Below are 15,945 nucleotides of genomic sequence, written 5' to 3'. Positions count from 1 at the left end.
AAATGGGGGCATAAAACATCAGAGACAGTCAAATTTGGAATTAGGCTGCGGCTTGCCGTTCCTTGGCTTCTTTGATTACTTCCTCCGCCACGTTGGTGGGGCAAGGAGCGTAGTGGTCAAACACCATGGAGAATTGACCCCGACCGGAAGTCATGGTGCGTAAATCACCGATGTAGCCGAACATTTCGCTCAAAGGCACATCCGCTTTTACCCGTACCCCCATGGGGCCAGTTTCCTGGGATTTGATCATGCCCCGACGACGGTTCAAATCACCGATGACATCCCCCATATGGTCTTCCGGGGTGAACACATCCACCGCCATAATCGGTTCCAAAATTTGGGGTTTAGCTTTGGGCAAGCTTTGACGGTAACCAGCTTTAGCCGCAATTTCAAAGGCGATCGCCGAAGAGTCTACAGGGTGGAAGCCACCGTCGGTGAGGGTAACTTTCAAGTCCACCACAGGATAGCCAGCCAAAACGCCTTTAACCACACTCTGGTCAAAACCTTTTTGTACTGCGGGCCAATATTCCCGGGGCACGTTACCACCAGTTACTTTGGACTCGAACTGGAAGCCAGAACCGGGTTCCCCAGGTTCCACGATGTAGTCAATTTTGGCATACTGACCAGAACCACCGGACTGCTTCTTGTGCACATAGGTATCCGATACCTGCTGGGTAATGGATTCCCGGTAGGCCACCTGGGGTTTACCCATTTCCACTTCTACACCATGGGTACGCTTGAGAATATCCATTTTGATATCCAAGTGCAATTCCCCCATCCCTTTAATGATGGTTTCACCGCTTTCTTCGTCGGTTTCTACTTGGAAGGAAGGATCTTCCTGCACCATTTTGCTCAGAGCCATACCCAATTTTTCGTCCATGCCTTTTTTCTTGGGCTTAATGGCAATGGAGATCACCGGGTCGGGGAAGACCATGGGTTCCAAAGTGGCCGGATTTTTGGGGTCACAGAGAGTGTGGCCCGTTTGCACATTTTTCATGCCCACGATCGCCACAATGTCCCCGGCTTGAGCGGACTCAATTTCTTCCCGGGAATCGGCGTGCATTTCCACCAAACGACCAATGCGTTCTGTTTTACCGGTGGCAGTGTTGAGAATGGTGTCCCCTTTACTGAGGGTACCGGAGTAAATCCGGGTGAAGGTCAAAGCACCAAAGCGGTCGTCCATAATTTTGAACGCCAGGGCCCGCAGGGGGGCTTCTGGATCAACAATGGCGTAGTTGCCGGTTTCTTCCCCTTCTAAATCCACTTCCGGTTGAGGAGGTACTTCTTTGGGGTTGGGCAAGTAGTCCACCACCGCGTCCAGCACCAGTTGTACCCCTTTGTTTTTAAAGGAGGAACCGCCATAGGTGGGGAAAAAGTCCAACTTACGGGTGCCGGTACGGATACAACGCTTGATGTCGTCGATGATGATTTCTTCCCCTTCCAGGTATTTTTCCATCAAATCATCGTCCTGTTCCACCGCTGTTTCGATCAGCATTTCTCGGTAGGTGGCCACATCGTCCACCATGTCAGCGGGAATATCGGTGATTTCATATTTTTCCGGGTCGCCGGAGTCATCCCAGATATAGGCTTTTTCCGTGAGAATATCCACCACACCAACGAAATCATTTTCTGTCCCGATGGGCAGAGTCATCACCAAGGGTTTAGCCCCGAGCACCGTTTCCACCTGCTTAACTACCCGGTAAAAATCTGCCCCGGTACGGTCAAGTTTATTAATGTAAATCAAACGGGCGACTTTAGAATCGTTCGCATAGCGCCAGTTGGTTTCCGACTGAGGTTCCACACCGCCGGAGCCACAAAATACCCCAATGCCGCCATCCAACACTTTCAGGGAGCGGTAAACTTCAATAGTGAAGTCCACGTGGCCAGGGGTGTCGATAACATTGAGTTGATGATCTTTCCAAAAACAACTGGTGGCCGCCGATTGGATGGTGATACCCCGCTCCGCTTCCTGCTCCATGAAGTCCATGGTGGATTCGCCTTCGTGTACCTCGCCGAGTTTATGGATTCTCCCGGTTAACTTCAAAATCCGTTCGGTGGTGGTGGTTTTACCCGCATCTACGTGGGCGAAAATACCAATATTGCGGTAACGAGTGAGATCTTTTTCCATAGGAATTTACGTGTAAATTTTAGCCAACAGCAAACAGAGGGGCGGTTGGATGTATAGGTTATGGGGTCGTGTTGTTTGCCGGTCGGGGTTCTGGGCCTTAGCTAGACTTTATGCCACAACGACAGGCCAAAGGGGAGGCCTATTTAAAACAGCCACAATTGTAACAATTGTAAATTATATGTGCCCCAACAGAGTCCCCAGGCAGAGGAGGCGATCGCCGAGGGTGAACGAAAATGATGAACTGAAAGAGAGTTTTGTTTTCCGCCATCAAAAGCCCTCCCACTAACTACTTTTTAGCTGTCGGACTCACGTCATGGCTAATTACCAATCATCCTGGCGCTGGGGTCGGGGACTATCCCAATCGGCATAACGGGTATGGTAAACTTCCGGTTCAGGTAGGATGGCTTCGATGAATTCTTCCTCTAGGGGCGTTAAATCTCCCAGTTCTGGCAAGGGTTCTAGCTGTTCTGGGGTAGTATCTGGGCTTTCCTTGCCCCAAAAATCTTCCAGGGGTTCCACCACTTTGGCGATCGCCTGTTTAACAAAGGCTTGGATGAATTCATCTTTGCGACTGAGTTGGAATTGTTGTTCCACCACTTGGGCCACGCCGCCATCGCCCCAATCCTGATCCTGACGGAAATATTGAATAAAACTTTTACCAGCAATGCGGGTGAGGTAGGCCGCAGTGATGCCCTGAATTGCTTTACCAATGATATAGGTAGTGAGTTGCAACTGCATTGCCTGGGCCATCAACTCCACCGCCCCTTTGACAATGCCTAGTCCCACAAAGGTTTTACCCAGGGAAATGGCCAACTCCTTGCCCCGATCGCCGTCAATTTCACAGCCATAGACCCGACCGATCTCCACCACCATTTGAGCGTTGATGGCTGTAGTGGCCAACAGATCAATCACTGGCAGAGGGGTAACTGCAATGGCTCCCGCCCCAATCCATTGGTAACGGTCAATAATTTTCATGGCTTCCCGTTGCCGTTGCTGTTCAATAATTTGCCGAGCCTCATCCCCCAGCCGTTGGGACTGCAAGAGAATGTTGTCCGCCATCAGATCGTCCCCATCACTGCGGAGCACGGACACTAAACGTTTCACCAAAGGCTCAATTTCCAGCTCTGGTCTCATCAGTAATCCCGGTTGAATGGCCACATCCTGGGGCCGAGCGGCGATCGCCAACACATCTTCCGGGGGAATAAAAGCTTTAACCCGTTGCCGGAGAGTTTGCAATAATACTTCCACCTCATCCGGGGGATACAAATCAGCTTTGTTGAGAATGAGTAAAGACCGTTTACCAATTTTGGCCAATGCTTGCAGGGGTTCGTATTCCGACTGGCGCAGATCGTTATCCACCACAAACAGTAGCAAATCCGCCTCCGTGGCCAATTGCCGAGCCGCTGTTTCCCGTTCCGTACCCCGCACCCCCGCCTCCAAAATGCCCGGTGTGTCCGTAATTTCCAAATCTCGGCTTACCCCGTCCAAGTAAAGATAATATTTTTCCCCGGCGATCGTGGTACCCATGGTGGGGGCTACTTCTCCCTGAATTTGGCCCAATAAAGCATTCACCAAAGAGGTTTTACCTGCCGCTCCTGTGCCAAACACCACTAAATTTAAATTGCCTCGTTTTAACTGCGCCTCAATTAAACGGGTTTTTTCCAATAGCGCTTTTTGGGCCACCTGGTCTTGGATTTGTTGCATCTGCCGCCGCACTGCTTGTAAATTAGCCGCCGCCGTTTCGTTTTTTTGCTCAGGTAATTTTATACGTCGCCGTTTTTTGCCAGAACTATCCTTGGGCTGATTAGCCAGGTTGAAATAGTAAAAAAAAGTGGCAATCAACAGAGCTAGTACCCCAATAACTAACAAAATGACAATATTGGCCAAAAAAGGGGAAGTCCAAGCCACCTGGGAATAAAGCCGCAGAATGGCATCAATGAGCCAAATCACCATCCCCAAGATGAAACTGACAGCGAGGACAATGGTTAGTAAACGGGGCAGGGGCATGGACAAACAGGGAATAATGCCAAGACGATGCTTGACTTTGAGCTTTGATCATAACAGCGGCAAAGCAGTGACAAAGAATTGAACAAACGTAGCTCTGACCATTGATTTTGCCCAATAATGATGACCCCAGGATTGTGTTAGCGTTGGGAGCGAAAAGACCCCGCTGTGATCAGAGTCAGCCTTGGGTACTCTTAAAAATAGTTTTGTTGCAGTGATTGGGAAAAAGTTATGGAGCCGGTAACTGTGGGGCAAAAAGTGCTCAAACCAGCGGTGGGCTTGATTAATCGATTGCACTATCCCCAAAAGTTTGCTCTGATTAGTGTCTGTTTTTTGTTGCCCCTGGGTTTAGCCATTTTCTTGCTGCTGTCGGAAATTCAGGGTCAAATTCAGTTTGCCCAACTAGAGCAACAGGGTTTGGCCTATCTAGGGCCTCTGCAACAATTGCAACAAACGGTGTTGATGCAACCCCTAACTTCCCTAGGGCCTAACCATTGGCGATCGCCAGCGGACCAATTAGCCCTAGCCCAGGAGCGATGGGGAAAAAAGCTAGCCACGGCAATGGATTATGGGGATCTGGAGCAAGGTTTATCCCCGGTTGAAGATGGAAAGCTAGAAAAGTCAGAGCAAATTCTCCAGGCGATCGCCACTCTGCGGACAAAAGTGGGGAATCAGTCCAACTTAATCCTGGATCCGGACTTGGACAGTTATTACCTAATGGAAGCGCTGTTGCTGAAACTGCCCCAATTACAAACGGATTTAGCTCAATTGGGGACAATTATTGCGGCCCACTCCGGCAAGGGTCTCTCTCCGGTGGAAGAATCTCAATTGCTGGTGATTAAAGCCCAATTAGCCCAATTGAAGACAAGTTTGGTCAAAAATTTGGGGGTTGCCTTCACCCACAATGCCGGCCAACAACTACAACCGAGGGTAATTAATAGCTTGAACGGTTTGACCACAGCCCTGGAAGAGTTGGAGCAGAGCCTAACCGGAGTCATTACCGGACAAATAAAACTCAATGATGCCCAATTAAACCAGCAGAGCCAATGGGGTTTATTGAACAGTTTGCACTTTTGGCAGGTGCTCAGTCCTGAATTAGACCAGCTATTATCCCAACGTATTCAAAACTTCCAGCAACGGCAATGGCTCCTCAGCACCTTCGTTTTAGCCACCTTGGCGATCGCCGTCTATCTTTTTTGGGGCTTTTATGCCAGCGTCATGGCCACCATTGCTAGTTTGAGCAGTGCGGCGGAAAAAATGGTGGCGGGCAGTCAAACCAAAGCAGTGGAATTGCAAACCCAGGACGAAATGGCGGAGGTAGTCCACGCCTTTAATACGGTGGCCGATGCCCTCTGTCGCCTGACAGAAAAATTACAGGACGAAAATCTGCGTTTGGAAGCGGAAATTGACATTACCCGAAAATTGCAACAGATGTTAATGCCTTCGGAACAGGAATTGGCGGCGGTGGCGGGGCTAGAAATTGCTGGTTTTATGGAATCGGCTACGGAGGTGGGGGGAGATTATTACGACGTTCTGCAAACCAATGGTCAAGTCAGAATTAGCATTGGTGATGTTACTGGCCATGATCTAGAAAGCAGTTTGGTGATGATTATGGCCCAAACAGCATTGCGGACTTTGTTAGAACATGGGGTGACTGATCCGGTCAAACTGTTGAGCGCCATGAACCGCACCATCTACGAAAATACCCGCAGAATGGGTTCTTCCAAGAATATGACCTTAAGCGTGTTGCAATACGAAGCGGGGCTAATTCGCCTCAGCGGCCAACATGAGGAAGTATTGATTATCCGCAGTAACGGAGAAACGGAACAGATTGATACTTTTGAGTTGGGCTTTCCCCTGGGTTTGGAACAAGATATTAGCGCCTTTGTGACGGAGCGGGAAATTAATCTAAACAGTGGTGATTTGGCGGTGCTTTATACCGACGGCATTACGGAAGCAATGAATAGCCAGAGGCAGTTTTACGGCATAGAAAGATTACAAACAGTGCTTTGCCAACATCGACGCCAGACACCAGAGGAAATCCGTCACCAGGCGATCGCCGATCTACGCAATTTTTTGGGCGACCAACCGGCGGAGGATGATGTCACCCTATTGATTCTCAAACAAAAGTAGTGCTGGGAAAGCTCAAGGTCATTGTTGATCAGTGTTTTTCAAAACCTTCCTAATTTTTGCTGTAGTAATGCTTTTCCCTAGCAATTAACCAAGCGGCGATCGCCCCACCGATGAAACCGAATAAGTGTCCCTGCCAAGAAACCCCCGCCCGACCAGGCAATAGTCCCCAAAGGGCACTGCCGTAGAGAACTAGGACAACGATAGAAAGGACAATGGAAGCTAGGTTTTTTTGGAACCAACCTCGTAATAGCAAAAATCCTAGGTAACCGAAAATAAGAATGCTGGCCCCAACGGTGACGGTGTTGGCTGGGGCGATTAACCAGACCCCCAGGCCGCCCACCACCATGGTGATAATGGTCACAATCCAAAAATCACTCACTTCCTGGAGCATCACCAACCAGGCAAGAACAACGAACGGTACGCTGTTGGCAATTAGATGACCAAAGTCCGCATGGAGAAAGGGTGCAAAGACAATTCCCCTCAGACCTTCCAGGGAGCGGGGGTAAATGCCAAATTGATCCAAACTACCCCGAAAAACAAACGCATCTAAGATTTCCAGAAGCCAAAAAATGGCTAAAAAACTGACAATAATCGAGAACTGACTTTGCAGGGTGGCCCGCAGGGCAGTTTTGGAATTTTGGCTCATGGTGGTGACAAAGAGCGACGGCTGAGGTTAGGAGGGCCAGGGACCCATCCATAATCAAGGATAACCAATCGCCCTAGAATGGGACAGACCAGAAACTAGATCCTATGGCGACTATCCACGGTAATTGGCAACCTTCCCACGGAGAAAACGGCGGCAAACTGTTTCTTTGGGCAGATACCTGGGGTCATCATTTGCCGGAAACCGTCGGCGATCGCCATCCCTTTGCGTTGAATCTGCCGGATTTACTACAGGCTTGGTCGAGTTTACCCCTGGCTTTCCCCAAGGCGGATGGAGTGACGGAGGAAAACATTACTCTCCATTTACCCAGCCATCGTTTACAAAAAATTCCCCTACCCTTTGTCACCGGGCAAGATCCAGTGGCCATGGATGCCAAATATCTCCACTGGCGATCGTGGCAGGTAACCGGGGTGAATCTGACCCCAAGCCAAACGTTAACGTTGCTCCAATCCATTCCCCTGGGGGGCAATCCCCTAACCAATCTGGGGGCAGAATTTTACTTTTACGGTCAACTGCACCGCTGGTGTTTAGATTTAGTCCTGCGGGGAAAATTTGTGCCGGGGCTGGAGCAAAGGGGGGAAGACGGTAATTACTATGCCCAATGGATTCCCATCCTCGATAGCATCCAAGACCAAACCCATTTAGCCCAATTTAGCCAGAGAGTTCCGGCCTGTGCCTTGGCCAACCTGACTGACTCCCAGCAACCCCAAACATTGGTGGTGGACCTACTACAAAAATTATTGCAAGCCCAAATTGGTGCCGTCAGTCCCAGCCTAGCCAACGTTAAAGAAGCCTGGTTGAATGATTGGCTCCGGGGATTAACCCATGGGGGGCAAACCTCCCTCGGTTCTGGCAAAGCCCTACAACGATTAGCCACATCCTTAGACCATTGGTATTTACCAGTCCAGAATTATTTGGGCAAAAAAACTAATCAAGCTTTAGCCCAACGGCAATGGCGGGGTACTCTGTGCTTACAACCTCCGGCGGACGATGGGGGGGGAACTTGGCGACTGGATTACGGTTTACAAGCCCTGGATGATGGGGAATTTTGGCTACCGGCGGCTTCCCTCTGGGCCATGGCCGGCGATCGCCTGGTGTGGCAGGGAAGGAGGGTTGATCAGGGGGCAGAAAGTTTATTGCGGGGGTTGGGGGTGGCGGCGCAAATTTACGAACCCATTGCAGAAAGTTTGACGGAACGGTGTCCCATGGGCTGTGGACTAGATGCCATCCAAGCCTACGAATTTATCCTGGCGATCGCCCATCAGTTGCGGGATCGGGGGCTGGGGGTAATCCTCCCGCCGGGGTTAGAACGGGGCGGCACTGCCAAAAGGTTAGGGGTAAAAGTGGTGGGGGAAGTGCAACGGCAAAGGGGCCAACGGCTAACTCTGCAAAGTTTAATTAACTATGACCTGCAATTGATGATGGGGAGCGGGGACAATGCCCGGTTATTGACGGCCAAGGACTTTGAAGCGTTACTGGCCCAAAAATCCCCTCTCGTAGTGTTAGACGGGGAATGGATCACCCTGCAACCAGCAGACGTGCGGGCGGCTAAAGCTATTCTTCAGCAACAACAATCTGCCCCATCCCTAACGGTAGAAGATGCTCTGCGCCTCAGCATTGGGGATTTGCAAACCGTCTCTAAACTGCCGGTGACCCAGTTTGCCGCTAGGGGAATATTACAGGAATTGATCGAGACTCTCCGTAACCCGGAAGGAGTGAAAGCCATTGCTGACCCCCCTGGTTTTCAGGGTACTTTACGGCCCTACCAAGCCAGGGGAGTGGGCTGGTTAGCTTTTCTGGAACGGTGGGGGCTGGGGGCCTGTTTGGCAGACGATATGGGTTTGGGAAAAACACCCCAGTTGCTGGCTTTTCTGCTCCATTTAACCGCGGAGGATATGTTAGTTAAGCCGGTGCTGATTGTTTGTCCTACGTCGGTGCTGAGTAATTGGGGTCATGAAATTAATAAGTTTGCGCCCCAACTCAAAACCGTATTGCACCATGGAGATCGCCGGAAAAAGGGGCAACCATTGGTTAAACAGGTCAAAGACCAGCAGATTGTCCTCACCAGTTACGCTTTGTTGCAACGGGACTTTAGCAGTTTGAAATTGGTGGATTGGCAAGGGATCGTGCTGGACGAAGCCCAAAATATTAAAAATCCCCAAGCTAAACAGTCCCAGGCGGCCCGGCAATTGCCAGCGGGTTTTCGCATTGCCCTCACGGGGACTCCGGTGGAAAATCGTCTGACGGAGTTGTGGTCAATTTTGGAATTTTTAAATCCCGGCTTCCTGGGTAACCAGAGTTTTTTCCAACGGCGCTTTGCCAATCCCATCGAAAAATTTGGCGATCGCCAGTCGTTGTTAATTTTGCAGAATTTGGTGCGGCCGTTTATTTTGCGGCGGTTAAAAACTGACCAAACCATCATTCAAGATTTACCAGAAAAACAGGAAATGACCGTCTTCTGTGACCTTTCCCAGGAGCAGGCTGGTTTATATCAACAATTGGTGGAAGAATCCCTCACGGCGATCGCCGACAGTGAAGGCATCCAACGCCACGGCTTAGTCTTAACCTTATTGACCAAACTCAAACAGGTTTGTAACCACCCCGATCTATTGCTGAAAAATCCCGCCATCACCCACGGGCACCAGTCCGGGAAGCTAATTCGTCTGGCGGAAATGCTCGAAGAAATCATCAGCGAAGGCGATCGGGCGTTAATTTTCACCCAATTTGCCAGTTGGGGTCATTTGCTCAAACCCTATCTGGAAAAATACTTTAACCAAGAGGTGCTCTATCTCCACGGGGGCACTCCAGCAGAGCAACGGCAAGCTCTGGTGGAACGCTTCCAACAGGACCCCAACAGTCCCTATTTATTTATCCTTTCCCTCAAGGCCGGAGGTACAGGGCTGAACCTCACCAGGGCTAACCATGTGTTCCATGTGGACCGATGGTGGAATCCGGCGGTGGAAAATCAGGCTACCGACCGCGCTTTTCGCATCGGCCAAACCCGCAACGTCCAGGTGCACAAATTTGTCTGTACAGGCACCTTGGAAGAAAAAATTAACGCCATGATGGCCGACAAACAACAATTGGCCGAACAAACCGTGGATGCCGGGGAAAATTGGCTCACCCGTTTGGACACCGATAAACTGCGGCAGTTGCTTACCCTCTCCGCCACCCCGGTGGATTACCAAGCCGAAGCGTCCGATTGATTGATAAAAGCGCAAAAAAATACAGTAGGGAAAATTGATTTCCTACTGTGGGCCTCCATTTGGCTTGAGGTTGAGTTATTTATTTTGCTAAAGCAATTTCCCTGCTTAGAAAAATTGCTACACAGAAAGCTCGCTCAGTTCCCTGGTCATATGGTCAAAGGGGGAAGCAATGAAGTCAGCAGTGCTGAGGTTGGAATCTTCCGCCATGGCTTCAATCATTTCCTTCATGATTTGAATGCCCCGCACCGTGGGCCCAATGGGCACGCCCAGGGAGTTGTAGGTTTCCCGCAGGCCCTGCAGAACCCGCTCATCGAGCACGTTGTTATCTGCGGCAATCAGAGCATAGCTGGCATAGCGCAGGTAATAGTCCATATCCCGCAAACAAGCGGAAAAACGACGGGTGGTGTAGGCATTACCACTGGGGCGGATTAGCTCAGGAATTTCTTCAAACAGTTGGGCGGCGGCCCGTTTGACGATAGTGGCTGAATTAGCATTAATCATGGCAGCGGCGGCAATCCTAGCCGAACCGGACTCAAAATAAGCTTTGAGCTCGTCCATGGCGTTCCGGTCTAGATAACGACCGGTCAAATCATAGTTTTTTATTAAAGTGGTAACCGCGTCTCGCATTTAAAAGGTTCTCCCAACGGCAGTTTATAGTTAAGGGGCTTGGGCAAGCCATTTTAGTTCTCCTACCTATCATTATTTCCGAGTGAACGCAAGTCAAGGGAGCCCTTACCCCTGCAATAAAACTACATACTTGGGCCGTCAGGGGCTTAAGTTTTTGCATTATTTTCTCGGTTAAATTCATGGCTAGGCCATTAACCCATTGACCAGCTTTGGCCAACTAGGCCCACCAGGGCACCAAAGACCACTAACCAATGGGAACTGATGGAAAATCGTCCCAGGGCGATCGCCCCCAGCACCGCTAGGCAGATGGTCAAGGGATCAATGAGGGCGGAACGGGCTAAAACAACGGTGGTGGCCACCATTAAACCCCAAGCGCCGGCATTAACGCCATCGAGAAAAGCTCGGAAAATTAAGGATTTTTGCAGGGCACTAACCCAGGGATTGACCAGGGCCACCAGCAAAAAAGATGGCAAAAAGATGCCCACCGTAGCGGCGATCGCCCCAGGATTGCCCGCCAGTAAATAACCAATAAAAGTTGCCGTAGTGAATAATGGCCCAGGGGTAATTTGGCCAATGGCGATCGCATCCAATAATTGCTGGGAAGTCAGCCACCCCAAACGATCCACTAGGTCAGCTTGCAAAAAAGCAAACAGTACGTAACCACCGCCATAGAGCAGGCAACCAATTTTCAGAAAAATGCCAAACACGGACCAAGGGTTGATGGTTGTTACTGGTAACGCCGGGGCTGGAGCGATTTGACCTAGGGGTAAAAAAATCAGCGGTAAAGACTGGAAACGTCCCCGCCCAATTTGGATCAACACCAAGGCTAAACCCGCTAGCAGCAACAGTAAAATTTCCGGCTTTCCCCAGGCCGTACCCACCATGACCAACACCGCCGCCCCAATGGTGAGAGGATTTTTTAGCGCTTTCCGACCCAATTTCCATAAAGCTTGGCCAATTAGGGGAATGATCATGGGCTGGATGCCATAGAGCATATGGCCCACTGCTGGCACTGACTGGTAATGAACATAGGCGATCGCCAATAACCAGACCACCACCATGGCCGGCAAAATAAAGGCAACTCCGCCAATGATCAAACCTGCCCATTTGCCCCGCTCATAGCCCAGGTGAATGGCTAACTCAGTGGAATTAGGCCCGGGGATTAAATTGGTCACCCCAATCAAATCTAAAAATTTTTCGTGGCTGAGCCACTGTTGTCGCCGCACCACTTCTTCTTCCATCATGGCGGTGTGGGCCGCAGGGCCGCCAAAGGAAAACAATCCTAACCGCAAAAATAAATAGGCTAACTCCTGCAATCGTTGCCGTTTTTGCGGAGGCGTTAAAGTTCCATAGTTCACCGGGATGGTTTCCATCGGGGCTTCATTACTCACGATCAATAACCAACGGAAACTACAACAAAGTTTTGCCCTAAGGTAATCGCTAACCCATGGACAATTGGCAAACAGAGAAAATTTTAATTGCTAACACTAACTAGCCCCAGGCTTTGTGATGGCACAGCTATGAAGACTGAGTTAACATCCTATGCCTCCCGGATTTAAACCAAGACTATAAATCCAGTCATCGGAGTTGGGGTTCGTTTCACTGTGATCGTAAAGTCCAGGATTAGGATACGCTGCGGAACCGGCAGTGGGGGCATCCCTTTCTCCGTCCTTGCCAAAGAAAGAAATATGGGCGTAACACTGGGAACCGTGGCGATCGTAATCGTATTGGGAATCAAAGGGAACCTGGCCACTCTGTCGGGTGTAAAAGCACTCAATTCCTGCTGGTTTAATATTACGGTTCACATCCGGGGGAAAAGTGCCATGTTCATAGCGATACACCGTTAATTCCTTGGCCATACAGCTCATCTGGGTTTTCGCTTCCGAGTACCTAGCCTTGTCTACTTGGGCCAGCAAGTTCGGCACGGCGATCGCCCCTAGAATACCAATAACGATCACAACAACTAATATTTCCAGCAAGGTGAATCCCGTCGAGCATGCTAGGGCATGGCGGAGCAAAAAAACATTATGACCTCTGAATGTGGTCTTAGATGAGTTCACGGCTCTAGGGATGGATTACTAAACAGGGGGAAAGCAAACCTCTTTCCTCACACTTCTAATCGAAAGCGTACCCAAAAGTCCTGGTTACTCAATCAGAAGGAATAGAATAGGAAGAAGATTATTTTTTCATTTCCGTTCAGTCACTCCCCAGGGCATTAGAGCTTATAAATCCAGCTTAAAATGGTTTAAATACCTGTACCATAGATAAAATGGGTAGAAGCGGCGGAAGAAGCTCCAGCAAAAACTTTAGCAACCCGGGGCTTAATAAATACCTTTTTTCCAACTTTAGGGTTAAGCTGTTGCCCTTGTTCCCGGTTTAGGTAAGCAAGCACAGCGGTGTTATCCATTAGCAATACTTCCACCTGTATTTCTGAACCTAGATGAATGACTCTTTTGATAGTCCCCGCTACGCTGGCATGGTCCGCTTCCGTTAACAATTCAAAATCATGGGGTCGGACAAAAACCGGCTCTTGATGACCGTTATTGCTGGAGTGGGGTTCAAAAGCGTGGTAGTTAAAGAGGGAAGCATTACGGGGCAAAACGTTAACTTCGCCAATGAAACTCATCACAAAGGGACTGGCGGGATGTTCATAAATTTCTTCTGCTGTACCAACTTGTTCAATTTGACCATTACTCATTACCACAATTTCGTCCGCTACTTCCATGGCTTCTTCTTGGTCATGGGTAACAAAAACGCTGGTAAGGTGCACTTCATCGTGTAATTTCCGTAACCAAGCTCGCAATTCTTTCCGCACTTTGGCATCCAGGGCCCCAAAGGGTTCATCTAGTAATAAAACCTGGGGCTGTACTGCTAAGGCTCTGGCTAAAGCCACCCGTTGCCGTTGCCCTCCAGAGAGTTGGGACGGATAACGATTACCCAAACCTTCCAATTGAATCAGGGAAAGCAATTCCTCCACCCTTTCTTTAGTTTTGTCCGGGGGATGCTTGCGAATTTCCAAACCAAAAGCAATATTTTGCCGAATAGTTAAATGTTTAAATAGGGCGTAATGTTGAAAAACAAACCCAATGTTGCGCTTGCGAATGTCCACATGGGTGGCATCCTTACCATTAATAATAATTTGCCCTTGGTCTGGCTCCTCCAATCCGGCGATCGCCCTGAGCAAAGTTGATTTTCCAGAACCGGAAGGGCCCAATAGAGCCACTAACTTACCATCGGGAACTTCTAGATTAATATCTTTTAAAGCAGTAAAATCGCCGAATTGTTTAGAAACATTGTTAATGATAATACTCATTAAAATTTCCTCAAATAAATATAAACGAGTTAGGTGGTAAGACAAAAAAATAGGTTTGTCTAAGAGTCTGTCTGATTTTGCCCCCTAAATCTCCTCACTAAAGCTCCGGCAATGTTGGGGGACTTTGATTTAGTTTCCTCCCAAACTTGGGGGGGCAGGGGGTCTTGTCAAACACGCTTTAAGAGCCTGTGTTAAACAGCTTTGTGTTGCCCTGTGTGTCGCTCTAAAATTTCCTTTAGCACTAGGGTGACCACAGCCAGCAGAGCCAGCACCACCGCTGCTCCAAAGGCCGCCTCCGTTTGATAGTTTTTGTATTCTTGCTCTACAAAAATAGGCAAGGTACTGGTTTTGCCCAGAATACTACCGGAAACCACCGCCACTGCGCCAAATTCCCCCATGGCCCGAGCATTGGTTAACAGAACCCCATAAAGTAAGCCCCAGCGGATATTAGGCAAGGTCACTCGCCAAAAAATTTGCCAATCTTTAGCTCCCAAAGTGCGGGCGGCTTCCTCCTGTTCTGGTCCTAATTCTTCCAGTACAGGAATTACTTCCCTAGCTACAAAGGGTAAGGTTACAAAAATAGTGGCGATCGCCATGCCGGGAATAGAAAAAATAATCTGAATATCCCAGCTAGCAAACCAGCTACCGATCCAACCATCCTTGCCGTAGAGGAGAACAATCATTAAACCTGCTACCACTGGAGAAATGGAGAAAGGTAAATCCAAAACGCTTAAAAATAAAGCTCGACCGGGAAATTGATTACGGGCTAAAACCCAAGCGGCACAGAGACCAAACACGGTGTTCAAAGGGACAGAAATCAGCGCCATCACAACGGTCAATTGCAAAGCGGACTGAAAATTTCGATCGCCCATAGCTTGGATAAATGGCTCAGCCCCTTTGTGAAAGGCTTCATAGAAAACGGCGATCGCCGGTAGTAACAAAACTAAAACTAGATAAAATAAAGCCAGGGCAATGAGTAGATTTTTAACTCTAAAAGTTTTCGGCAAATTAATCGTTAGCATAGCGGCGACCCCATTGTTGCAGTAGGTTAATAATCAGCAGTAGGATTAGGGAAACAAATAACAGCACCGCCCCAATTACCGTTGCCCCCGAATAATCATATTGTTCCAATCGCTCAAACACTAGCACCGGAGCAATCAAATCCTTAAAGGGAATATTAGAAGCAATTAAAACTACGGAGCCATATTCCCCCACTGCCCTGGAAAATCCCAAAGCAATGCCTGTTAAAATCGGTGGAATTAAAGGAGGAAAAATCACCCGCCAAAAGGTTTGAAATTCCGTTGCCCCCAAAGACCAGGCTGCTTCCTCTGCTTCCTCTTCCAATTCTTGTAAAACCGGCTGTAAAGTCCGCACAATAAAGGGTAGGGAAATGAAAACCATAGCCACAAATACCCCCGCACGGCTGAAAGCAATTTGAACGCCAAATGGAGCAAAAAAACGACCCACCCAGCCCGTTTGACTGTATAAAGTTGCCAGTACTAAACCAGCCACGGAGGTGGGCAAAGCAAAGGGCAAATCCACTACGGCATCAACGATTTTTTTGCCCGGAAACTCATATCGCACTAGCACCCATGCCACTAAAGTCCCCATTAAACCATTGACGAGGCCTGCCGCCAAGGCTGTGAGAAAGGTGACATTGTAGGTGGAAATGGCGATGGGAGTGGTGGCAATTTGCCAAAATCCTTCCAAGCCTAAGGAAGCGGATTTAACTAAGAGAGCCGCAATGGGTAACACCAGAATTAGTAACAGATAAATAATTGTTACTACCCAGGGCACAGAAATAGATTGCCAAAAATTAAACTTAGAAAGCTTTTTGGGAAGGGGGGATAAACTCAGATTTGTGGTCATA

General features: G+C 49.0%; 11 protein-coding genes. 2 read left to right on the top strand and 9 right to left on the bottom strand.

Annotated elements, in window-relative coordinates:
• Window positions 1-40 precede the first annotated feature (40 nt).
• Window positions 41-2,128: an elongation factor G variant FusB gene (gene fusB / locus BWK47_RS15200; protein WP_162329301.1), complete on the bottom strand. Its 2,088-nt coding sequence runs from the start codon at window positions 2,126-2,128 to the stop codon at window positions 41-43.
• A gap of 321 nt (window positions 2,129-2,449) precedes the next feature.
• On the bottom strand, window positions 2,450-4,135 hold the full coding sequence (locus BWK47_RS15195) for a GTP-binding protein (protein ID WP_162329300.1): 1,686 nt from the start codon (window positions 4,133-4,135) through the stop codon (window positions 2,450-2,452).
• A gap of 228 nt (window positions 4,136-4,363) precedes the next feature.
• On the opposite strand from BWK47_RS15195, the gene BWK47_RS15190 reads away from it, so the two are divergent.
• Window positions 4,364-6,265: a PP2C family protein-serine/threonine phosphatase gene (locus BWK47_RS15190; RefSeq protein ID WP_162329299.1), complete on the top strand. Its 1,902-nt coding sequence runs from the start codon at window positions 4,364-4,366 to the stop codon at window positions 6,263-6,265.
• A 49-nt stretch (window positions 6,266-6,314) separates the two neighbouring features.
• On the opposite strand, the gene BWK47_RS15185 is transcribed toward BWK47_RS15190, so the two are convergent.
• Window positions 6,315-6,911, bottom strand: a complete 597-nt coding sequence (locus BWK47_RS15185) for a rhomboid family intramembrane serine protease (protein WP_162329298.1) — start codon at window positions 6,909-6,911, stop codon at window positions 6,315-6,317.
• Between the two features lie 104 nt (window positions 6,912-7,015).
• On the opposite strand from BWK47_RS15185, the gene BWK47_RS15180 reads away from it, so the two are divergent.
• Window positions 7,016-10,135, top strand: a complete 3,120-nt coding sequence (locus tag BWK47_RS15180; RefSeq protein WP_162329297.1) for a DEAD/DEAH box helicase — start codon at window positions 7,016-7,018, stop codon at window positions 10,133-10,135.
• Between the two features lie 117 nt (window positions 10,136-10,252).
• On the opposite strand, the gene apcB is transcribed toward BWK47_RS15180, so the two are convergent.
• The 6 genes from apcB to cysT form a co-directional block, all read right to left on the bottom strand.
• Complete coding sequence (gene apcB / locus BWK47_RS15175; protein ID WP_162329296.1) at window positions 10,253-10,762, bottom strand: allophycocyanin subunit beta; 510 nt, start codon at window positions 10,760-10,762, stop codon at window positions 10,253-10,255.
• A gap of 191 nt (window positions 10,763-10,953) precedes the next feature.
• Complete coding sequence (locus BWK47_RS15170) at window positions 10,954-12,153, bottom strand: chromate transporter (protein WP_162329295.1); 1,200 nt, start codon at window positions 12,151-12,153, stop codon at window positions 10,954-10,956.
• Window positions 12,154-12,294: 141 nt separating this feature from the next.
• Window positions 12,295-12,822 (bottom strand): type II secretion system protein GspG, encoded by a 528-nt coding sequence (locus tag BWK47_RS15165; RefSeq protein ID WP_162329294.1) that lies wholly within the window; start codon window positions 12,820-12,822, stop codon window positions 12,295-12,297.
• A gap of 185 nt (window positions 12,823-13,007) precedes the next feature.
• Window positions 13,008-14,075 carry a sulfate/molybdate ABC transporter ATP-binding protein gene (locus BWK47_RS15160; RefSeq protein ID WP_162329293.1) on the bottom strand — a complete coding sequence of 356 codons (1,068 nt, stop codon included), beginning with the start codon at window positions 14,073-14,075 and terminating at the stop codon, window positions 13,008-13,010.
• Window positions 14,076-14,266: 191 nt separating this feature from the next.
• On the bottom strand, window positions 14,267-15,097 hold the full coding sequence (gene cysW / locus BWK47_RS15155) for a sulfate ABC transporter permease subunit CysW (protein WP_162329292.1): 831 nt from the start codon (window positions 15,095-15,097) through the stop codon (window positions 14,267-14,269).
• A complete protein-coding gene (cysT, locus tag BWK47_RS15150) occupies window positions 15,084-15,944 on the bottom strand; it encodes a sulfate ABC transporter permease subunit CysT (RefSeq protein WP_162329291.1) in 861 nt (286 codons plus the stop codon). The genes cysW and cysT overlap by 14 nt, the downstream gene beginning before the upstream one ends.
• Window position 15,945: the final 1 nt, after the last annotated feature.

This window comes from Synechocystis sp. CACIAM 05 (assembly GCF_010222815.1).
In the GTDB taxonomy this organism is placed as follows: Bacteria; Cyanobacteriota; Cyanobacteriia; order Cyanobacteriales; family Microcystaceae; genus Synechocystis.
The sequence above is the reverse complement of the archived record's forward strand: the minus strand, read 5'-3'. Positions and strand labels throughout refer to the sequence as shown.

What these genes read in the sequence shown, in the direction of transcription:
- BWK47_RS15185 (WP_162329298.1), bottom strand. Translation starts at nt 6,911, where the DNA reads ATGAGCCAAAATTCCAAAACTGCCCTGCGGGCCACCCTGCAAAGTCAG.
- cysT (WP_162329291.1), bottom strand. Translation starts at nt 15,944, where the DNA reads ATGACCACAAATCTGAGTTTATCCCCCCTTCCCAAAAAGCTTTCTAAG.
- cysW (WP_162329292.1), bottom strand. Translation starts at nt 15,097, where the DNA reads ATGCTAACGATTAATTTGCCGAAAACTTTTAGAGTTAAAAATCTACTC.
- BWK47_RS15180 (WP_162329297.1), top strand. Translation starts at nt 7,016, where the DNA reads ATGGCGACTATCCACGGTAATTGGCAACCTTCCCACGGAGAAAACGGC.
- fusB (WP_162329301.1), bottom strand. Translation starts at nt 2,128, where the DNA reads ATGGAAAAAGATCTCACTCGTTACCGCAATATTGGTATTTTCGCCCAC.
- BWK47_RS15195 (WP_162329300.1), bottom strand. Translation starts at nt 4,135, where the DNA reads ATGCCCCTGCCCCGTTTACTAACCATTGTCCTCGCTGTCAGTTTCATC.
- apcB (WP_162329296.1), bottom strand. Translation starts at nt 10,762, where the DNA reads ATGCGAGACGCGGTTACCACTTTAATAAAAAACTATGATTTGACCGGT.
- BWK47_RS15190 (WP_162329299.1), top strand. Translation starts at nt 4,364, where the DNA reads ATGGAGCCGGTAACTGTGGGGCAAAAAGTGCTCAAACCAGCGGTGGGC.
- BWK47_RS15160 (WP_162329293.1), bottom strand. Translation starts at nt 14,075, where the DNA reads ATGAGTATTATCATTAACAATGTTTCTAAACAATTCGGCGATTTTACT.